The sequence below is a fragment of the Pseudomonas sp. PA-6-3C genome, assembly GCF_021605825.1.
Lineage (GTDB): Bacteria > Pseudomonadota > Gammaproteobacteria > Pseudomonadales > Pseudomonadaceae > Aquipseudomonas > Aquipseudomonas edaphica.
In genome coordinates, this window is the sequence record NZ_WKDV01000018.1 from 64,509 (window position 1) to 85,114 (window position 20,606).

At 61.4% G+C, this 20,606-nt stretch carries 19 protein-coding genes; 9 read left to right on the forward strand and 10 right to left on the reverse strand.

Annotated elements, in window-relative coordinates; genetic code table 11:
• Positions 1-101 precede the first annotated feature (101 nt).
• Positions 102-1,262 (reverse strand): MFS transporter, encoded by a 1,161-nt coding sequence (locus GIW48_RS14350; RefSeq protein ID WP_177033839.1) that lies wholly within the window; start codon positions 1,260-1,262, stop codon positions 102-104.
• Positions 1,263-1,465: 203 nt separating this feature from the next.
• Complete coding sequence (locus GIW48_RS14355) at positions 1,466-2,662, reverse strand: class I SAM-dependent rRNA methyltransferase (protein WP_177033840.1); 1,197 nt, start codon at positions 2,660-2,662, stop codon at positions 1,466-1,468.
• A gap of 284 nt (positions 2,663-2,946) precedes the next feature.
• Between GIW48_RS14355 and GIW48_RS14360 the strand changes: the two genes are divergently transcribed.
• Together GIW48_RS14360 and mutM are read left to right on the forward strand one after the other, a co-directional pair.
• The gene (locus GIW48_RS14360; RefSeq protein ID WP_169987622.1) at positions 2,947-3,759 is read left to right on the forward strand and encodes an HDOD domain-containing protein; all 813 of its coding nucleotides are present in this window, start codon (positions 2,947-2,949) and stop codon (positions 3,757-3,759) included.
• A gap of 21 nt (positions 3,760-3,780) precedes the next feature.
• Positions 3,781-4,593 (forward strand): bifunctional DNA-formamidopyrimidine glycosylase/DNA-(apurinic or apyrimidinic site) lyase, encoded by an 813-nt coding sequence (gene mutM / locus GIW48_RS14365; RefSeq protein ID WP_099550323.1) that lies wholly within the window; start codon positions 3,781-3,783, stop codon positions 4,591-4,593.
• A 123-nt stretch (positions 4,594-4,716) separates the two neighbouring features.
• On the opposite strand, the gene GIW48_RS14370 is transcribed toward mutM, so the two are convergent.
• The 5 genes from GIW48_RS14370 to GIW48_RS14390 form a co-directional block, all read right to left on the reverse strand.
• The gene (locus GIW48_RS14370; protein WP_017139475.1) at positions 4,717-4,968 is read right to left on the reverse strand and encodes a YfhL family 4Fe-4S dicluster ferredoxin; all 252 of its coding nucleotides are present in this window, start codon (positions 4,966-4,968) and stop codon (positions 4,717-4,719) included.
• 226 nt (positions 4,969-5,194) lie between these two features.
• Positions 5,195-5,674, reverse strand: coding sequence for a pantetheine-phosphate adenylyltransferase (coaD, locus tag GIW48_RS14375; RefSeq protein ID WP_236460549.1), 480 nt, complete (start codon positions 5,672-5,674; stop codon positions 5,195-5,197).
• Between the two features lie 103 nt (positions 5,675-5,777).
• Positions 5,778-7,373 carry a GMC family oxidoreductase gene (locus tag GIW48_RS14380; protein ID WP_017139474.1) on the reverse strand — a complete coding sequence of 532 codons (1,596 nt, stop codon included), beginning with the start codon at positions 7,371-7,373 and terminating at the stop codon, positions 5,778-5,780.
• Positions 7,374-7,520: 147 nt separating this feature from the next.
• The gene (locus tag GIW48_RS14385) at positions 7,521-8,066 is read right to left on the reverse strand and encodes a hypothetical protein (protein WP_017139473.1); all 546 of its coding nucleotides are present in this window, start codon (positions 8,064-8,066) and stop codon (positions 7,521-7,523) included.
• Between the two features lie 28 nt (positions 8,067-8,094).
• Entirely contained in the window at positions 8,095-9,522 is a 1,428-nt protein-coding gene (locus tag GIW48_RS14390; RefSeq protein ID WP_017139472.1) for a coniferyl aldehyde dehydrogenase, read from the reverse strand.
• A gap of 146 nt (positions 9,523-9,668) precedes the next feature.
• On the opposite strand from GIW48_RS14390, the gene GIW48_RS14395 reads away from it, so the two are divergent.
• A complete protein-coding gene (locus tag GIW48_RS14395) occupies positions 9,669-10,340 on the forward strand; it encodes a TetR/AcrR family transcriptional regulator (protein WP_017139471.1) in 672 nt (223 codons plus the stop codon).
• A 33-nt stretch (positions 10,341-10,373) separates the two neighbouring features.
• Positions 10,374-11,228, forward strand: a complete 855-nt coding sequence (locus GIW48_RS14400; RefSeq protein ID WP_236460548.1) for a sulfurtransferase — start codon at positions 10,374-10,376, stop codon at positions 11,226-11,228.
• 153 nt (positions 11,229-11,381) lie between these two features.
• Here the strand turns inward: GIW48_RS14400 and GIW48_RS14405 are convergent, their stop codons facing one another.
• The 3 genes from GIW48_RS14405 to GIW48_RS14415 all read right to left on the reverse strand — a co-directional run bounded on the left by GIW48_RS14405 (position 11,382) and on the right by GIW48_RS14415 (position 14,116).
• Positions 11,382-12,377 (reverse strand): hydrolase, encoded by a 996-nt coding sequence (locus GIW48_RS14405; protein ID WP_236460547.1) that lies wholly within the window; start codon positions 12,375-12,377, stop codon positions 11,382-11,384.
• A gap of 233 nt (positions 12,378-12,610) precedes the next feature.
• Entirely contained in the window at positions 12,611-13,399 is a 789-nt protein-coding gene (locus GIW48_RS14410; protein WP_017134981.1) for a substrate-binding periplasmic protein, read from the reverse strand.
• 93 nt (positions 13,400-13,492) lie between these two features.
• Entirely contained in the window at positions 13,493-14,116 is a 624-nt protein-coding gene (locus tag GIW48_RS14415; protein ID WP_099548899.1) for a TetR/AcrR family transcriptional regulator, read from the reverse strand.
• A gap of 153 nt (positions 14,117-14,269) precedes the next feature.
• Between GIW48_RS14415 and GIW48_RS14420 the strand changes: the two genes are divergently transcribed.
• From GIW48_RS14420 to GIW48_RS14440, 5 genes are all read left to right on the forward strand, one after another.
• Complete coding sequence (locus GIW48_RS14420; RefSeq protein WP_236461497.1) at positions 14,270-16,048, forward strand: acyclic terpene utilization AtuA family protein; 1,779 nt, start codon at positions 14,270-14,272, stop codon at positions 16,046-16,048.
• 12 nt (positions 16,049-16,060) lie between these two features.
• Positions 16,061-16,933, forward strand: coding sequence for an SDR family oxidoreductase (locus tag GIW48_RS14425; RefSeq protein WP_236461500.1), 873 nt, complete (start codon positions 16,061-16,063; stop codon positions 16,931-16,933).
• Between the two features lie 3 nt (positions 16,934-16,936).
• Positions 16,937-18,550, forward strand: a complete 1,614-nt coding sequence (gene atuC, locus GIW48_RS14430) for a geranyl-CoA carboxylase subunit beta (RefSeq protein ID WP_170040651.1) — start codon at positions 16,937-16,939, stop codon at positions 18,548-18,550.
• 68 nt (positions 18,551-18,618) lie between these two features.
• On the forward strand, positions 18,619-19,776 hold the full coding sequence (gene atuD, locus GIW48_RS14435; protein ID WP_017134976.1) for a citronellyl-CoA dehydrogenase: 1,158 nt from the start codon (positions 18,619-18,621) through the stop codon (positions 19,774-19,776).
• Positions 19,773-20,534, forward strand: a complete 762-nt coding sequence (locus GIW48_RS14440) for an enoyl-CoA hydratase/isomerase family protein (RefSeq protein WP_138448967.1) — start codon at positions 19,773-19,775, stop codon at positions 20,532-20,534. Before atuD ends, GIW48_RS14440 begins: the two co-directional genes overlap by 4 nt.
• The last annotated feature ends 72 nt before the right edge of the window (positions 20,535-20,606 follow it).

Genomic DNA, 20,606 nt, shown 5'->3' on the forward strand with positions numbered 1-20,606 from the left:
CTCGAGCTCATAAACCCGCCGGGGGATGACTGGCGATGAATAAGGCCGATTCTACACCGCTGGCGGCTGGAGGGAATGACCGTCTGTGGCGAGGGCGCTTGCTAGCGACCCACACGTGCATTCGCCACCCAGCCCCACAGGCTGAAAACGATGAAGCTTACGGCGATGGTCATCAGCAAATGGTTGCCGGTCTGCGCGAGGGCGGCGCTGCTGATGGCCGCGGTCAGGAACATGATGCTGTTGCCCGCCGACGCTGCCGTGCCCGCGCTGCTGGAAAACAGCAGCATCGCCGCCGAAATCGCAGCAGGCCGCACAAGGGTGACGGCCAGGGCGCTGATCAGCATCGGGATCAGCAGAGTCAGGGGGGTGATGGCCTCAACGCTGATAATCAGCGTTAACAAAATGCCGGCCACCAGCAGCAATCCCAGCCCGATATTGATTTGCCGGGACAGCGAGATGCGCTTCTGCAAGTACGATGCCGCGACGCCACCGAGCAGGTAGGCCACGCCGTACACCATCAACACCAGTGCGTATTGGTATTCGGACAGTTTCAACGCATCCATGAAAATCAGCGGCGTCACGCTGATCAAGGCGAAATAGCAGGCGAACACCAGCGCGGCGATCCACCAGTAGCGCAGGAAGTCGCGGTTGCCAGCGACGGCTCTGAGCGTACCGATGATTGATACCGGCGCGCGGTGCGGGCTGGCGGCCTTGGACGGCAGGATGCAGAGCGCATGGATCAACATGCCCAGTGCCATCAGCGCAAAGCCGTAGAAGCTGCCTTGCCAGTCGAAGGTGGTTTGCAGCCAGGAGCCGATCAGCGGCGAGAGCGCCACAAACGAACCGCTAAGGGTCATGTAATACAGGCGTACGCGGGCGCGGTCCTGTTCTTCGAACAGGTCTTCGACCAGTGCATGGCCCAGTACGAAAAACCCGCAGCCCATGGCCTGCACGCAGCGAAACAGCAGGAAGGTCAGGTAGTCGGACGCGAACGCGCAACCCATCGCGCCGAGGATCGACAGCGTAATGCAGCCGATCAGCACTTCCTTGCGGCCCCATTTATCCGACAGCGGGCCTGCAATCAATTGGGAAATTGAAAACACCAGCGTGAACAGACTGATCGACAGTGCGATTTCTGCGGTAGGTGTGTCGAACCTGGCAGCCAGCGCGGGAAACGAGGGCAGCAGAATGTTGATAGGGAAAAAGCTGATCAGGGAAATGCAGGTGATGAGGATGAAGCGGGAGAGGTAGGGCCCAGACATTGTTTTTGTTTTCCGGAGTAATTCCAGAAACCGATACTAGTCTGCGAAATGTGGAATTCAATCAAAACCGTTGAAGGACGGTTTGTGTCGGAAAAATGTGGGGGCGGGCTTGCCCGCGATGGCTGAGTGTCAGTCAACAAACTCGTCAACAGGTCCACCGCTATCGCAGGCAAGCCAGCTCCCACATTTGATCTGCGTGTTACTTAGCTATTAGGCAGCAACCGGCAGGTAATGCTCTTGATGTAGCGCGTTTCGGCAATCGCCGGGTGCACCGGGTGATCCGGGCCCTGGCCGCCGCGTTCGAGCATCTGGATGTTGCGGTCCAGGTGACGGGCGCTGGTCAGCAGGATGTTCTGCAGGTCGTCTTCCGGCAGGTGCATGGAGCACGATGCGCTGACCAGAATGCCGTCCTTGCTGAGCAGGCGCATGGCTTGCTCGTTCAGGCGGCGGTAGGCGCCTTCGCCGTTTTTCATGTCTTTTTTGCGTTTGATGAAGGCCGGTGGGTCGGCGACGATCACGTCGAAACGTTCTTCGCTGGCTTTCAGCTCTTTGAGGGCTTCGAACACGTCGCCTTCAATGCAGGTCATCTTCTCGGCAACACCGTTCAGTGCGGCGTTGCGCTCTACGCCGTCGAGGGCGAAGGCGGAGGCGTCGACGCAGAACACTTCACTGGCGCCGAACGCTGCAGCTTGCACGCCCCAGCCGCCGATGTAGCTGTACAGGTCGAGTACGCGTTTGCCTTTGGCGTACGGGGCCAGGCGGGCGCGGTTCATGCGGTGGTCGTAGAACCAGCCGGTTTTCTGGCCCTGGATCACCGGGGCTTCGAATTTCACGCCGTTTTCTTCCAGCGTGACCCACTCCGGCACCAGGCCGAAAACGGTTTCGACATAGCAGTTGAGGCCTTCGGCGTCACGCGCGGCGGAGTCGTTCTTGAACAGGATGCCGCTTGGCTTGAGCACTTGGGTCAGGGCAGCGATCACGTCTTCTTTGTGCGCTTCCATGGTCGCCGAGGCGATCTGTACTACAAGGATGTCGCCGAAACGGTCGACGACCAGGCCCGGCAACAGGTCGGAATCACCGTAGACCAGGCGGTAGAACGGCTTGTCGAACAGGCGGTCACGCAGGGACAGTGCGACGTTGATGCGGTGCACCAGCAGCGATTTGTCCAGCGGCAACTTGATGTCGCGTGACAGCAGGCGGGCGCAGATCAGGTTGTTCGGGCTCATGGCCACGATGCCCAGGGTCTTGCCGCCAGCCGCTTCCAGGATAGCCTGGTCGCCTGCCTGGAAGCCGTGAAGAGGTGTGGCGGCCACATCGATTTCGTTGCTGTAGACCCACAGGTGGCCGTTGCGCAAACGACGATCGGCGTTGGCTTTGAGACGCAGGCTAGGCAGGGACATGACGTCGCTCCGGAAAAAAGAGCGGGAGTATACCTGTTGCGCCGTTATTCATGTGGGAGCTGGCTTGCCTGCGATGCAGGCGACTCGGTGTATCTGACGTACGGTGGTGATGCAATCGCAGGCAAGCCAGCTCCCACACAAGCCCAGAGCCCACATTCAATCCGGTTTTTGAGGTGTCGGTCAGCTTCCCATAGAGGTTAGAATTCGCGCCTAGTCCAGAGTGTGTATTTATGTCCCCAGAGCTTTCCGCCGAGCAGATCCAGCAGGCCCTGCAAGGCATCAGCGTGCCGCCTCAACCGCAAATCATGGTGGATTTGCAGATGGAGCAGTACATGCCCGACCCGGACCTGGAAGTGATCGCGCGGCTGATCTCCCAGGATCCAGGCCTGTCTGGTGCGCTGCTGAAGATCGTCAACTCGCCGTACTACGGCCTGAGCAACAAGATCGCCTCGATCCAGCGCGCGGTGAACCTGCTGGGCAGCCGCTCGATCATCAACCTGATCAACGCGCAGTCGATCAAGGGCGAGATGAGCGACGACACCATCGTCACCCTCAACCGCTTCTGGGACACCGCCCAGGACGTGGCCATGACCTGCCTGACCCTGGCCAAGCGCACCGGCTCGCAAACGGTCGACGAGGCCTATGCCTTGGGCCTGTTCCACGACTGCGGCGTGCCGCTGATGCTCAAGCGCTTCCCCAATTACATGGCGGTGCTGGAGCAGGCTTACGCCAATGCCGGCCCGGATTGCCGGGTGGTCGACACCGAGAACAACGCGTTCAACACCAACCATGCCGTGGTGGGTTACTACACCGCCAAATCCTGGCGCCTGCCGGAGCATGTGACCGACGCCATCGCCAACCACCACAACGCCCTGGCGATTTTCAGCGATGAGTCGTCGCGCAACCCGCAACTTAAAAACCTGTTGGCGATCCTCAAGATGGCCGAGCACATCTGCTCGTCCCACCGCGTGCTGGGCAACCAATCGGCGGACCATGAGTGGGATGCCATCGGGCATCTGGTGCTGGATTACGTGGGCCTGTCGGACTACGACTTTGAAAGCCTGAAGCTATCGATCCGCGAACTGGGCGCGCACTGACCCTTTAATCAAGAGGTACACATGCCCGAGTTACCCGAAGTCGAAACCACCCGGCGCGGGATTGCGCCGCATTTGGAAGGCCAACGCGTCAGCCGTGTGGTGGTGCGTGAACGGCGCCTGCGCTGGCCGATCCCGGAAGACCTGGATGTGCGCCTGTCCGGGCAGCGCATCGTGCTGGTGGAGCGGCGGGCCAAGTACCTGTTGATCAATGCCGAAGTGGGCACGTTGATCAGCCATTTGGGTATGTCGGGCAATTTGCGCCTGGTGGAAGTCGGCTTGCCAGCGCTCAAGCATGAGCATGTGGACATTGAGCTGGAGTCGGGCCTGGCGCTGCGCTATACCGACCCTCGGCGTTTTGGCGCGATGCTCTGGAGCCAGGACCCGCACAACCACGAACTGTTGCTGCGCCTGGGGCCGGAGCCGTTGACCGACCTGTTTGATGGCGAGCGTCTGTTCCAGCTGTCGCGTGGCAAGTCGATAGCGGTGAAGCCGTTCATCATGGACAACGCGGTGGTGGTGGGCGTGGGTAATATCTACGCGACCGAAGCGTTGTTTGCGGCAGGGATAGATCCGCGCCGGGCTGCGGGTGGTATCTCACGCGGGCGTTATTTGAAGCTGGCGATCGAGATCAAGCGCGTGCTGGCGGCAGCTATCGAGCGTGGTGGCACCACGTTGCGGGACTTTATCGGCGGTGATGGGCAACCGGGGTATTTCCAGCAGGAGCTGTACGTCTACGGCCGGGGCGGTGAGGCGTGCAAGGTCTGCGGGAGCGAGTTGCGCAATGTGGTGCTGGGGCAGCGGGCGAGTGTGTTTTGCCCAAAGTGCCAGAGCTGAGTGTCGGGTGATGGCTGATGTCGCCATCGCAGGCAAGCCAGCTCCCACATTTGGATGTATTCACCACTCTAAATGTGGGAGCTGGCTTGCCTGCGATGAGGCCTTTACAGGCAATAAATAACTTCAGGCCTTGCCGGTAATCAACCGGTACTTGGCCATCAACTGCTCTTCCGTTTCCGGATGGGCTTCATCCAGCGGAATGCAATCCACCGGGCACACTTGCTGGCACTGAGGCTCGTCGTAGTGACCGACGCACTGGGTGCACAGGTTGGGGTCGATCACGTAGATCTCTTCGCCCTGGGAAATCGCAGCGTTCGGGCACTCGGGTTCGCAGACGTCGCAGTTGATGCAATCGTCGGTGATGATCAGGGACATGGAAACTCCTGCCAGGGCTGTCAGCCAGGGCATCTGAAAACTAATGCGTGCAATTGTGCCGCATTGGCGCCCGCAGTGCGAGCGTGTGGCAAGCCCGAATGTGGGTCGTTGCCTCTGTGGCGAGGGAGCTTGCTCCCGTTGGGGCGAGGAGCGGCCCCGCTTTGCTCGAAACCATTGGGACTGCTGCGCAGTCCAGCGGGAGCAAGCTCCCTCGCCACAAAGAGCCTTACTTCTTGAAGCGCAGGGTCAGCGCATCGGCTACGGCCGGATGCACGAACTTGGTGATATCTCCGCCCAAAGCGGCAATTTCACGCACCAACGTCGAGGAAATGAACGAGTAACGTTCCGACGGCGTCAGAAACAGGCTTTCCACGTCCGGCGCCAGTTGGCGGTTCATGTTGGCCAGCTGGAATTCGTATTCGAAGTCCGACACCGCGCGCAGGCCACGCAGGAACACATTGGCGTTCTGCTCTTTGGCAAAGTGCGCCAGCAACGTCGAAAAGCCCACCACTTCCACGTTGGGCAGGTGCTTGGTGACCTCACGCGCCAGCTCTACGCGCTGTTCCAAGGGGAACATTGGGTTTTTCTTGGGGCTGGCGGCGACCGCGATGATCACATGGTCGAACAAGCGAGACGCACGTTCGACCAGATCGCCATGGCCTTTGGTAATCGGGTCGAAGGTACCTGGGTACAACACTCGGTTCATCGCGTCGTCCTGGCGGAGTCCGTTGGGGAACCGGATGGTATCGCAGCATGCCCGGTGGGCCAAGTCGACTTATGTAGATAGATACCGTGAATACCCGGTTTTTTCATGCTGTTTTCAGACGTTCGGCCAATGCTGTCGCCAGTTGCGCGGTCAACCCGTACACCGATAATTGTGGGTTGGCGCCAATGCTGGTGGGGAACAGCGAGCCGTCGTGGATCGACAGGTTACGCAATTGATGATGACGGCCGAGGCTGTCGGCCACCGCGTTTTTCGGGTCCTCGCCCATGGCGCAACCGCCCATCACATGGGCGCTGCCCAGCGTGGTGCGGTGCAGTTCCAGGCTCAGGCCATCGATCAGGCTGCGTGCTTCGGCCAGGGTATTTACGTAGCGTGCATCATGATGCAGCGGCTTGACCGACTTGGCGCCCGCCGCGAACTGAATCTCGGCCATGGTATGAAACGCACGACGCAGGCCGTCCCAGGCGTAGTCCGAGACCTGGTAGTCGAGCACCGGTGTGCCGTCGCCACGTAATTCCACCGTGCCGCCGGGGCTGTCGGGGTGAAAGCCGTCGCGCAGCAGGGCGAGCATGGCGTGGGTGTGGGGCAACTGACTCATGTCCAGCGCGTTCCCGGTGCCGTAGCCGCCGAACAGCGTGCTGGCCAGGCCTGGATGCAGCGGCGGCGCCTCCAATTTGTAAGACATCTTACCGGTGGTGCCGTCCTGCCACTGGAAGTGATCGGAATAGATCGACTGCGGAGCGCCATAGAACGGATTGATCACCTCGTCGAACTGCCCCGCGGAGAAATTCACCAGATGCAGGAAGGTACGCTTGCCCAGCCGCGAATGCGGGTCGGGCGCGTCCGAGCGCATCAACAGCGCCGGGCTGTTGATGCCACCGCCCGCGAGCACGTAATGCTTGGCCTTGACCGTGATCTTGCGCCCGGTAGGCGCCACGCAACGCTCATCCATGGCCACGCATTCAAGGCTGCTGATGGTGTCGCCGCTGTATTTCAGGTGTTCGGCGCGGGCGAGGTAGAGCAGTTCGCCGCCCTTTTCCAGGGTGGAGGGAATGGTGGTCACCAACATCGATTGCTTGGCGTTGACCGGGCACCCCATGCCGCAGTAACCCAGGTTGAAGCAGCCGCGCACGTTGCGCGGGATCACGTGCCAGCTATAGCCGAGCTTTTCGCAGCCTTTGCGGATCACATCATTGTTGGCATTCGGTGGAATGGCCCAAGGGGCGATGCCCAGGCGCTGTTCCATTTTTTCGAACCACGGCGCCATTTCTGCGCTGCTGTGGCCCTTGACTGCATATTCACTGGCCCAGTGGGCGAGGGTGGCATCGGGTGTGCGAAAGCTCGAGGTCCAGTTGATCAGCGTGGTGCCACCGACGGCACGGCCCTGCAGGATAGTAATCGCGCCGTCCTTGCTCATGCGGCCGATGCCTTCCTGGTAGAGGCTGGCGTAGGCTTCGTCTTCGAGCAGCTTGAAGTCGCTGCTGGTCTTGAGCGGGCCTTCTTCGATCAGCAGCACTTTGTAGCCCGCAGCACTGAGGATCTCGGCAGTGGTGCCGCCACCCGCGCCACTGCCGATAATGGCCACATCGGCTTCCAGGGTCAGGTCATTGCTGAGGGCGGCGCCATTGTGGGTTTTCCAGCCACGGGCCAGGCCATCGCGGAACAGATCGGGTACGGGCATAGAAGTGCACTCTTATTTTTATACGAAGTTGCATTCAGTGTGGGAGCTGGCTTGCCTGCGATGGCGGTCTGCCTGCCTTTCATTTCTGGCTGATACACCGCTATCGCAGGCGAGCCAGCTCCCACATGTTTGATTGGGTTGCCAGGGCTAGATCTTCGGTGGGCCGGGGTAGCCGCAATGCGCCCAGGATTGTGGCCGGAAGTACCAGGCCATGATCACCAGCTTGAGCAGCGAGCCCTGGCCCATGCGCAGCAGGTTCAGGTAGCTGTTCTCCCAGCGGTGCAGGAAGTTGCGGATCTGATCGCTGCTGGCGTTTTCCCAACTGCCCCAAATGCCGGTCAACGGGCCACGGGTGATGCCCATGCTCAGCACGTCGAACAGTTGCTGGGTGAGCTTGAACATCTCCGGCGACAGGTTTTGCAGGCTGTAGTCGAGTTTTTTCAGGGTGTCTTCGATACCGGCGACCACGTCCTGGGCGCTGGCCGCGCCTTCGAGCAACACCGGGATGATTGCGCGCAAAAACGGCAAGTCGCTGCTGCGCAGCATGGCAAAGCCACTGGCCGGGGTGCTGCTGGAGCAGCCGCTGAGGCTGGCCCCCAAGCCGGCGGTGGCCAGGAATGCGCTGGCGCACAGGCCGATTTTCAGAACGCCGCGCCGTGACAGCGCGGGTGTTTCAGTCAGGCTAGGGTTCATTGTTATTGTTATCCCGAGGGTGGCGGAATCAGCGGATAAACAGCTTCTGGATCAACTTCTGGATGGCTTTGCCGTAAGGCGGGTAGATCAGTTTCGCCGCGTTCAGGCGCTGTTTGACCAGCACCCCTTTGGCCTTGCTGAACGTGAGGAAGCCTTCATGGCCGTGGTAATGGCCCATGCCCGACGGGCCGATGCCGCCAAAGGGCATGTCGTCCTGGGCCACATGCAGCAGCGTGTCGTTGAGGCAAACACCGCCGGAATGGGTTTCGTGGAGCACGCGGTTCTGTTCGCCCTTGTTGTAGCCGAAGTAATACAGGGCCAGTGGGCGAGGGCGCTGGTTGATGTAGGCAAACGCTTGGTCGAGGCCGCGATAAGGCACGATCGGCAGCACCGGGCCGAAGATTTCGTCCTGCATCACCGCCATCTCGTCGCTGACATTCAGCAACAGGCTATGGGCCATACGCCGTGCCTGGCCCTGGTCATACAGCGGTATCAGGGTGGCGCCCTTGTCGGTGGCGTCTTTGACGTAGGCATTGAGCCGGGCCTGTTGCCGCTCATTGATGATGGCGGTGTAGTCCGGGTTGTCGGCCAGGGTCGGATAAAACCCGCGAACGGCGTTGCTGTAGGCCTCGACGAAACCTTCAACGCGGTCTTCCGGCACCAACACGTAATCCGGTGCCACGCAGGTTTGCCCGGCATTCAGGCATTTACCGAAGGCAATGCGCTCGGCGGCGTCTTTGAGTGGCACGTCCGCGGAAACAATGGCTGGCGACTTGCCACCGAGCTCCAGGGTAACCGGTGTCAGGTGCTCGGCCGCTGCGCGCATCACGTGTTTGCCGATGCTGGTGGCGCCGGTGAACAGCAGGTGATCGAAGCGCAATTTGGAAAATGCCATGCCCACTTCGGCCTCGCCCAGCACCACGCACACCAGGTCTTCGGGGAAGATTTTGGCCAGCAGCGCCTTCAGCAGTTCGCCCGTGGCGGGCGTGGATTCGCTGAGTTTGAGCATCACCCGGTTTCCCGCCGCCAAAGCCCCGACCAGCGGCCCAATGGCCAGGTACAACGGGTAGTTCCAGGGGACAATCACCCCGACCACACCCAGCGGCTGGTAGATGACTTTGGCTGACGCTGGTTGGAAGGCAATGCCTACCGCACGCCGGGAAGGTTTCATCCAGCCTTTGAGGTGTTTGCTGGCGTAGTGAATGCCATGCAGGCTGGGCATCAACTCGGCGAACAGGGTTTCGTCTGCGCTGCGGTGGCTGAAGTCCTGGCTGATCGCGGTGATCAGGGCCTGGCGTTCGTCGCTGAGCACGTCGCGTAAAGCCTTTAGCCACTGCTTGCGCTGTGCAGCTGGCGGCATCGGGTTGGCCGCATAGGCGCGACGTTGGGCGTCGAACAGGTCCTGGAGTTGATCCAGCGCCTGGGAATCTTGCAGGTAGGCAACGTTGGCAGACATGGCGCAGTTCCCGATTGTTATAGGTCTGCCTGGATTTTTAGAGTCATTGCTCTAAATTGTCAAATGTCATTGCAGCAACATGCGGATTTATCCTGACAAGGATAGGCCGTAAGATGCCCCATCCCGTGTTCAGAAGCTGATCCCCTATGGCACCACGAGTAAAGACCAGCGAGCGCATTGTGCAAACCAGCCTGGAGCTTTTTAACCAGCAGGGTGAGCGCAGCGTCAGTACCAACCATATCGCCGCCCATATGGAAATTTCCCCGGGCAACCTGTACTACCACTTCCCCAACAAGCAGGCGATCATCGCCGTGCTGTTTCGTGAGTACGAAGCGCTGGTGGACAGTTTCCTGCGCCCGCCACAGGGCCGTGCGGTGACTGTCGAAGACAAGCGCTTTTACCTGCAGGCCGTGCTGGCCGGCATGTGGCGCTACCGCTTCCTGCACCGAGACCTCGAACACCTGCTGGAAAGCGACCCGGAACTGGCCACCGGCTACCGGCGGTTTTCCCAGCGCTGCCTGATCCAGGGCGGGGCCATTTACCAAGGGTTTGTCGACGCTGGCATCCTCAGTATGGACCCGGTGCAAACCGAGGCACTGACCCTTAATGCCTGGATCATCCTCACCTCGTGGGTGCGGTTCCTGTGCACCACCAATGAGAACTCCGCGCACTTGAGCGCCGAAGCGATCAAGCGCGGTGTGTATCAGGTGCTGGTGCTGGAGGCGGGGTTTGTCACGCCCCAGGCGAAAGAGGCGGTGGATGCCTTGTTCAAAGAGTTTTACGTGCCATTGAACCAGGCACTGGAAGAAGTGAAGTAGGACCTTTCCCGAATCTGTTCACAGGAGCCCGTCATGTCGCTTGCCCAACTGATCAGCCCCCAGCAATTGGCCGAACGCCAAAAGGCCGCGGGGCTGGTGATCCTGGATTGTCGTTTTGCCCTCGAAGACCCGGACTACGGGCTGTGCAGCTATGCCGAAGGGCATATCGAAGGCGCGCAATATGCCGACCTGGAGCGCCACCTCAGTGGGCCGGTGACCAAAGGCGTGACCGGCCGCCACCCGTTACCGGCGGCGGACACTTTGGTTGCGCAACTGCGGGCCTGGGGCATCCATGCCAACACCGACATCGTCCTGTACGACGACGGCCCTGGCGCCTATGCCGCCCGCGCGTGGTGGTTGCTGGCCTGGCTGGGCAAGCGTGACGGTGTGTTTATCCTGGACGGTGGTCTCAAGGCCTGGCACGCCGCCGGTTTCCCGTTGAGCCTCGATGCACCGGTGGTGGAGTCGGGAGCGTTCGCCGGTAAGCCGGACAACCGCCTGCTGCTGGACGCCGAGCATTTGCAAAAGCGCTTGGGTGAGCCGGGCCTCACCTTGATCGACGCCCGTGCAGCGGCGCGTTTTCGCGGCGAGGTAGAGCCGATTGATCCGATTGCCGGGCACATTCCCGGTGCGCAATGTGCAGCGTTCACCGAAAACCTGGGCAGTGATGGCCGCTTTCTACCGGCCGATCAGCTCAAGCAGCGCTTCGCCGCACAGTTGCAGGGCCGGTCACCGGATGAACTGGTGGCGTACTGCGGTTCGGGCGTGACGGCGTGCCACAACTTGTTTGCCTTGAGTTTGGCCGGTTACCCGTTGGGCAAGTTGTATGCGGGGTCGTGGAGTGAGTGGATTACCGACCCCACACGGCAGATTGCAACCGGCGACTGATTGAATAGCCATGTAAACCCAATAAAACTGTGGGAACTGGTTTGTGTGGGAGCTGGCTTGCCTGCGATGAGGGAGTGTCAGTCAGCTAATTATTGGCTGACACACCGCTATCGCAGGCAAGCCAGCTCCCACACAAACCAGCTCCCACATTTTTTAACCGTGTTGTGTCAGTAACCACTGCGGAATACGGCGCTCCAGGTAGTAACTGGGGCGTTTCAACGTCCCATCCACAAACCCCACATGCCCACCCTTGGCCAACAACTCAAACTCGGTGCAATCCGACAGTTCACTGGCCTCGGGCAGGCTGTGAGCAAACACGAACGGGTCATCGGCGGCCTGGATAATCAGGGTTGGCGTGCGGATTTCGCCCAAGTAGTAACGGCTCGAGGCGCGACGATAATAGTCCTCGGCACTGAGGAACCCGTGCAACGGTGCGGTCACCCGGCCGTCGAAGTCCCAGAACGTGCGCATTTTCTCCAATGAGCCCAGGGCTTCCAGGGTTTTCAGCCCTTCGGCCCGGCCATCCTTCACAAAGCGGCTTTGCTTGACGCGGATATACGCCAACATCTCGCGCATGAAGTGCTTCTGGTACACCCGCGAAAAGCCCAGCCCGATACGGTCAGCGCACTGGTCCAGTCGAAACGGCACCGACACCGCCGCTGCGCCTTGCAGCCCGGACGTCTCGCCGGTTTCGCCCAGGTGCTTGAGCAGCACATTTGCGCCCAACGAATAACCCACCGCATACAGCGGCGCCAAGGGTCGTTTGGCACGCAGGTGGGCAATCGCCGCCGCCAGGTCTTCACTGGCACCGGAGTGATAGCTGCGTGCCAACAGGTTTGGCTCGCCTGAGCACCCACGCCAATTCAAGGCGGCGCTGGCCCAGCCTTGAGCTGCGAGGGCTTTTTGCAGCCCGGCCACATAAGGCGAGTTGGACGAGCCGGTCAGCCCGTGCAGCACCAGCACCAATGGCGCTTGCGCGTCATGGGGCCCATGCCAGTCGAGGTCGAGAAAGTCGCCGTCGTCCAGCCACAGGCGTTCGCGTTGGCGTTCGATATGGGTGGTAGGGCGCCACAGCGGCCCCCACAGGGTTTGCAAGTGGGGGTTGCCGAGGCCGAAGGCGGGTTTGAACAGCTCAGAGGACGGGATCATGAAACTCTCGGTAGCAAGCGAGCTTACTGTGGCATGCGAGCTTGTTGTGGCGAGCAGGCTTGCCCTGCGTTGGGCTGCGAAGCGGCCCCAGTAAGGCCACCGCGCTCTTCCAATTAGGACCGAGTGTCCGGTTTTAGGGCCGCTTCGCAGCCCAACGCAGGGCAAGCCTGCTCGCCACAACAAGCCTGCTTGCCACAACAAGCCAGGTGGCCACAACAGGCCTGCGCAGATAATCAGGGCACCGGCCTCACATCAATGCGATACGGCTCGAAGATCTTCAACATCTCCCCGCTCTCACGCAGGTGCTTGAGCAGCTCGGCGAACGCCGCGCCGGTGATCGGCGCTTTGGGCCGTACCAGCGCGTAGTGGTGATACACCTGGTCAATCCGCTCCGAGACCAGGAACTGCCCGGCCATGTCCGCATTACGCACCATGAAGTCGCTCAGGTACGAACGCGTGACCAGCGCAATATCGGCACGCCCGCGCGCCACCATCAGCAGGTTGCTGTCATGGGAGTAGGTCAATGTGGCGTTGAAGTGTTCGGCCATGTTCTTGGGGTCGGGGTTGAAACCGGCAAAGGCGTAGTGATAACCGCTGAACACTGCAAGGCGCTTACCGGCGAGGTCGGTGAAATAGCTTTGGTCGCGGCCGGGCTTACGTTGGGCGACGAAGATTTCTGCATCTTCCAACCCCATGTCGACACTGGTGTGGGAAATATCCTGCCAACCCCAGTCGGGGTTTTCGAAGATGGCCATGTCGACCCGACCTTGCTCGAAATCACGAAAGCGCCGTGGAATCGACGTCGGCACCAACACAAACTGGTAGTCGGTTTGCGCAGCGTTCAGGGCTTCGACCAGTTGCGGCAACAAACCGGTATCGGCGCCCTGCTCGGGCCGAACGGTGTAGGGCGGGAAGTGCGCGGCGCCGATCCTGACCAATTGCGCGGCCGACGCCGGCAGCCACCACGCGGTGCCCAGTGCCCATATAGTCAGTCCTGCAGCCAGCCGCCATGGCGAAAACATTGAGGCACACACCGTTTAACACTCTGATGGCAATAAGCTAGGCGTTTTTGTCAGGGGAGACAACTTTCCGTCGGCAAATTAATAGCTTGCGCCTCAATCAGCTTTAAGCACCATCAACAGCGCCTCCTCGGCCAACTGCTCGAGGGTCAGGCTGCCTTCGGCGCGAAACCAGGTGGTGGTCCAGGACAAGGCGCCGGTCAGGAAGCGTCGAGTGATAAACACATCGCCCCTGATGTAACCCGCCGTCTTGGCCTCGCCCAGCACCTGCAGCCAGATGTCCTCATACACATCGCGCAGCGCCAGCACCTGAGCCTGGCCTTCAGCCGACAGCGAACGCCATTCATAGACCAGCACTGCCATCGCCTCGCCACTGCCGCCCATGATCGACTGCAACTCGCAGCGGATCAGCGCCAGCACGCGCTCACGCACGTTGCTGGCCTCTTCAAGTGATGCGCGCATCATCGCGGTGTTGTAGTGGATGGTTTCCTCCATCACGGCACGCAGGATCTCGTCCTTGCTCTTGAAGTGATGAAAGATACTGCCGGACTGAATGCCCACGGCACTGGCCAAATCACGCACGGTCGTGCGCTCGAAACCCTTGTTGCGAAACAGGTGAGCCGCGGTTTGCAGCAACTTGCCCCGGGCACTGTCGGGGTCGGTCAACTGGCCGCCGTCGACCATGGTGCGCATCACCCGCAGGGCTTTTTGCTCATCCATGCTGCTCTCCTTCATCTCTACTGACGTCTTGGGCGGCAATTTAGGCCGTGGCCGCCAGCCAAGCAAGCGCTTGGGCAAAACTTACATCAACCGTTTACAAACCAAGCGCTTGCTTGGTAGTCTCGACACCAGCCATCAGAGGAAGGATTTCTCATGAGCAAGACGGTTCGTATCGGCTGCGCCAGCGCCTTCTGGGGCGACACCTGCACGGCCGCCGCCCAATTGGTGCACGGCGGCGTCCTGGATTACCTGGTGTTCGACTACCTGGCGGAAGTCACCATGTCGATCCTCGCCGGTGCGCGGATGAAAGATCCCCAGGCCGGTTACGCCACGGATTTTGTCGAGGTGCTCACGCCGTTGCTGGGGGAGATCCAGCGCCAGGGCATCCGTGTGATCAGCAACGCCGGCGGCATCCACCCGCACGCCTGCGCCGCCGCCCTGCAAGCGGCCTGCGACAAGGCCAGTGTGCCGCTGAAAATCGCCGTACTGCTGGGCGACGACCTGCAACCTCAACTCAAGCAATTGCACAACATTACCGATATGTTCAACGGCGCGCCCCTGCCGCCAGTGTGCGTCTCGGCCAATGCCTACCTCGGCGCACCCGGCATTGCTCAGGCACTGGCGCTGGGCGCCGATATTGTGATTACCGGGCGCGTGGTCGACAGCGCCGTGGTCAGCGCCGCCTTGGTGCATGAATTCAACTGGTCGTGGCAGGACTACGACCGCCTCGCTCAAGCCGCGCTCGCCGGGCATATCATCGAATGCGGCGCGCAGTGCAGCGGCGGTAACTTCACTGATTGGCGTGATGTACCGGACTACGAGCACATCGGCTTTCCCATCGTCGAAGTCAGCACCGACGGCCAATTTACCGTGAATAAAGTCGCCGGCACCGGTGGGCTGATCAGCGAACTCAGCGTGGCCGAACAGTTGCTGTATGAAATCGGCGACCCGCGCGCGTATTTACTGCCCGAAGTGATCTGCGATTTCAGCCAGGTCAAGCTGCAGCAGCAAGGCCAAAACTGCGTGCGCCTGCACGGCGCCAAGGGTTTACCGCCCACCGACCAGTACAAGGTCAGCGCGACTTACCCCGACGGTTTCCGTTGCACCGCCAGTTGCCTGATTGCCGGGATCGACGCGGTGGCCAAGGCCGAGCGAGTCAGCCAGGCGATCATCAACAAGACCTCGGAACTGTTCAGCCAACGCGGCTGGGCGCCTTACACCGAGGTAAACATTGAACTGCTCGGCAGCGAAGCCACCTACGGTGCCCACGCCCAGCGCCAGGATTGCCGCGAGGTGGTGGTGAAATTGGCGGTACGCCACCCCAGCAAGCAGGCCTTGGTGCTGTTCGCCCGCGAGATCGCCCAGGCGGCGACCGGCATGGCACCCGGCTTGACCGGCATTGTCGGCGGGCGACCGACCGTGTACCCGCTGATCCGGCTGTTTTCATTCCTGGTCGACAAATCATCCTGCGCACCGCAGGTCGACTTCCAAGGCGCGCGGCACACCGTTGCGTTGCCTTCATCAGCGCCGATGCGCACACCCGCCGCGCCGATTGATCCACCCAAACCCGAAGGCCGCGCGGACGCCAGTGTGCCCCTGGTGAAACTGGCCGTGGCGCGCTCCGGCGACAAGGGCAACCACAGCAATATCGGCGTAATCGCCCGCCACCCCGACTACCTGCCTTGGATCGCCGAAGCGCTGACCCCGGAGGTGATCGTCGACTGGATGAGCCACGTGCTCGACCCACTTCACGGCCGTGTCGAGCGCTGGTACTTGCCCGGCAGCCACAGCTTGAATTTCCTGCTGGAAAACGCCTTGGGCGGCGGCGGCATCGCCAGCCTGCGCATCGACCCGCAAGGCAAGGCCTTCGCCCAACAATTGCTGGAAATCCCCATCGCCGTGCCGCAACACATAGCCGATCAACTCTCCTAAAGGACCGTCGCCGTGGCCTTCGACTCGATCTTCAAAGCCGACCTGTTCCAGGGGCAAACCGTGATAGTCACTGGCGGCGGCAGTGGCATTGGCCGCTGCACTGCCCATGAACTGGCGGCCCTTGGTGCCAGTGTGATACTGGTGGGGCGCAAGCCGCAAAAGCTGCAACAGGTGGCCGCCGAAATCGCCGAAGACGGCGGCACCGCGCACTGGCTGGCCTGCGATATTCGCGATGAAGAAGCAGTGACAGCGCTGGTCACGCAGATCATCCGCGAGCATGGGCCGATCCATGGGGTGGTGAACAACGCCGGCGGTCAATACCCGTCGCCACTGGCTTCGATCAATCAAAAAGGCTTTGAAACCGTACTGCGCACCAACCTGGTGGGCGGTTTCCTGATGGCCCGTGAAGTGTTCAACCAGTCGATGAACAAGCACGGCGGCGCCATCGTCAACATGCTCGCCGACATGTGGGGCGGCATGCCCGGCATGGGCCACTCGGGTGCTGCACGCTCAGGCATGGACAACTTTACCAAGACCGCCGCTTTCGAATGGGGTTACGCCGGTGTACGCGTCAACGCCGTGGCGCCGGGCTGGATTGCGTCCAGCGGCATGGACACCTACGAAGGCGCGTTCAAGGCAGTGATCCCCACCCTGCGTGAGCACGTGCCGCTCAAGCGCATCGGCACCGAATCGGAAGTCAGCGCGGCCATCGTGTTTTTGCTCAGCCCCGCCGCCGCGTTTATCAGCGGTAGCACCTTGCGCATCGACGGCGCTGCCAGCCTGGGCAGCCGCGCCTGGCCGCTGCACAAGGCGCAGCCGCCGAGCGAGCCGTTCAACGGTTTCCACCGCGCCTATTTACCCGATGTGCTGAAGACGGAGCACTGAACCATGCCGGTGATTGAAAGCCTGATCGACGCCCACAGCCCACAGTTCGCGCACAACCGTGAAGCCATGCTGGCAAGCATCCAACAGTTGCGCCAACTGGAGCACAACCTGCTCGCCAAAGCACAGGAAGCCAAACCCAAGTTCGACAAACGCGGCCAGTTGTTGCCCCGCGAGCGCCTCAACCTGCTGCTGGACCCCGGCGCGCCGTTTCTGGAATTGGCCAGCCTGGCCGGCTACAAACTCCACGATGACAAAGACGGCAGCGCGGCCGGAGGCGGCTTGATCGCCGGTATCGGCTACGTCAGCGGCGTACGCATGCTGGTGGTGGCCAACAACAGCGCGATCAAGGGCGGCACCATTTCGCCGTCCGGCCTGAAAAAATCCCTGCGCCTGCAACAGATCGCCATGGAAAACAAACTGCCGGTGGTGACCCTGGCGGAAAGCGGCGGTGCCAACCTCAATTACGCCGCCGAGATTTTCGTCGAAGGCGCACGCAGCTTCGCCAACCAGGCGCGCATGTCGGCCATGGGCTTGCCGCAGATCACCGTGGTACACGGCTCGGCCACGGCGGGCGGCGCGTATCAACCGGGGCTGTCGGATTACGTGGTGGTGGTGCGCGGCAAGGCCAAGCTGTTTTTGGCCGGGCCGCCGCTGCTCAAGGCCGCCACCGGCGAAGTCGCGACTGATGAAGAGCTGGGCGGCGCCGAGATGCACGCGCAAACCGCCGGCACGGCCGAGTACCTGGCGGAAAACGATGCCGATGGCGTGCGCATCGTGCGCGAAATCGTCAGCCTGCTGCCGTGGGATGATCGCCTGCCACCCGCTCCACAACGGGCTTACAAGGACCCGCTGTATCCTATCGACGAGTTGCTGGGGTTGATCCCCGATGACCCGAAAAAACCCTACGACGTGCGCGAAATCCTCGCACGCCTGGCCGACGGCTCGCACTTTCTGGAGTTCAAAGGCGAGTTCGACGCCCACACCGTCTGCGGCCACTTGCATATCCAGGGCCGCGCCGTCGGTGTGATCGGCAACAACGGCCCCATTACGCCCAAGGGCGCGAGCAAGGCGGCGCAATTTATCCAACTGTGCGACCAGAGCCGCACGCCGCTGCTGTTCCTGCACAACACCACCGGCTTTATGGTCGGCACCGAATCGGAGCAACAAGGCGTGATCAAGCACGGCGCGAAGATGATTCAGGCGGTGGCCAATGCGCGGGTGCCTAAACTCACGGTGGTGGTCGGCGGCTCTTATGGCGCGGGCAACTATGCAATGTGCGGCCGTGGCCTGGACCCGCGTTTTATCTTCGCCTGGCCCAACAGCCGCACGGCGGTGATGGGCGGCGCGCAAGCGGGCAAGGTGCTGCGCATCGTGACTGAGGCCAAGCAATTGAAGGACGGTCTGGTGCCCGACCCCAAGGTGCTGGACATGCTCGAACAGGTCACCGCGCAGAAACTCGACAGCCAGTCCACCGCCCTCTATGGCAGCGCCAACCTGTGGGACGACGGGCTGATAGATCCACGCGATACCCGCACGCTATTGGGGTTCTTGCTGGATATCTGCCACGAGGCCGAGGTGCGCCAACTGCAGCCCAACAGCTTTGGTGTAGCGCGCTGATCGTGCCCACGCTCCGCGTGGTAACGCAGCCAAGGACGCTCCGCGTCCCAATAAGGAGAACAACAACAATGATCTTCACCCAGGAACACCAGGAACTGCGCCGCACCGTGCGTGCCTTCGTCGACCGCGAGATCAACCCGCACGTGGACGAGTGGGAAAAAGCCGGGCGTTTTCCCATTCACGAAATTTTCCGCAAGGCCGGCGACCTCGGCCTGCTGGGCATTTCCAAGCCGGAACAATTCGGCGGCATGGGCCTGGACTACAGCTACTCCATTGTCGCCGCTGAAGAATTTGGCACCATCCGTTGCGGCGGCATCCCCATGTCCATCGGCGTGCAAACCGACATGTGCACGCCCGCCCTCGCCCGCTTCGGCTCCGATGAACTGCGCGACGAATTCCTGCGCCCGGCCATCAGCGGCGAGCAAGTGGGTTGCATCGGCGTCTCGGAAACCGGCGCCGGCTCCGACGTGGCGGGGCTTAAAACCCACGCGCGCAAGGACGGCGGCGACTACGTGATCAACGGCAGCAAAATGTGGATCACCAACTCGCCCAGCGCCGACTTTATCTGCCTGCTGGCCAACACCTCCGACGACAAGCCGCATATCAACAAATCATTGATCATGGTGCCAATGACCACCCCAGGCATCAGCGTCAGCCCGCCGCTGGAAAAGCTCGGCATGCACAGCTCCGAGACCGCCCAAGTATTTTTCGACGGTGTGCGCGTGCCGCAACGCAACCGCATCGGCCACGAAGGCGCAGGGTTCATGATGCAAATGCTGCAGTTCCAGGAAGAACGCCTGTTCGGCGCAGCCAATATGATCAAGGGCCTGGAGCATTGCATCGACAGCACCATCGAATACTGCAAAGAGCGCCAGACCTTCGGCAAGGCGCTGATCGACAACCAGGTGATCCACTTTCGCCTGGCCGAGCTGTCCACCGAAATCGAATGCCTGCGCGCGCTGGTCTACCAGGCCACCGAGCAATACATCAAAGGCCAGGATGTGACACGCCTGGCCTCCATGGCCAAACTCAAGGCCGGGCGCCTGGGCCGTGAGGTCAGCGACAGCTGCCTGCAATACTGGGGCGGCATGGGCTTTATGTGGGACAACCCGGTGGCCCGCGCCTACCGTGACGTGCGGTTGGTATCGATTGGCGGCGGCGCCGACGAAATCATGCTGGGCATCATCTGCAAATTGATGGGCACCCTGCCCGGGAAAAAATCATGAACACCCTGCTGCTCGAGCCGCACAACGGCGTGCTGCACATCACCCTTAACCGCCCCGCCAGCCGCAATGCGATGAGCCTGGAGATGGTCAACGAACTGCGGTCGGTATTGGCACAATTGGACAGCCAGGTGCGCGCCGTGGTGATCAGCGGCGCCGGTGGGCACTTCTGTGCCGGGGCGGATGTGAAAGACATGGTCATGGCGGGCGGGCAGTTGCCGGCGCTGAACCGCGCCTTCGGCACCCTGCTGCAAGCCGTCGAAGCCGTGCCGCAAGTGGTGATCGTGGTGCTGCAAGGCGCGGTGCTGGGCGGCGGCTTTGGGCTGGCGTGCGTGAGTGATATCGCGATTGCCGACCACCAGGCGCAGTTCGGGTTACCTGAGACCAGCCTGGGCTTGTTGCCGGCGCAGATTGCGCCGTTTGTGGTCAAGCGCATTGGCTTGACCCAGGCACGCCGACTGGCGCTGACGGCGGCGCGCTTTGATGGGGTTGAGGCTGAGCGGTTGGGCGTGGTGCATTACGTCGAGCGCGATGCACAAGCCTTGGCGGAACGATTGGATGAGGTGCTGGGGCAGGTGTTGCGCTGTGCGCCGGGGGCGAATGCGCGGACTAAAGCGCTGTTGCTCGCCAGTGTGGAACAGCCGGTCGGCCCGCTGTTGGATCAGGCCGCAGAATGGTTTGCCGAGGCGGTGACGAGTGAGGAAGGGATTGAGGGGACGCAGGCGTTTGTGCAGAAGCGTAAGCCTGGGTGGTCTCGATGACGCCATCGCAGGCAAGCCAGCTCCCACAAGGGGAATGCATTTCAAACTGTGGGAGCTGGCTTGCCTGCGATG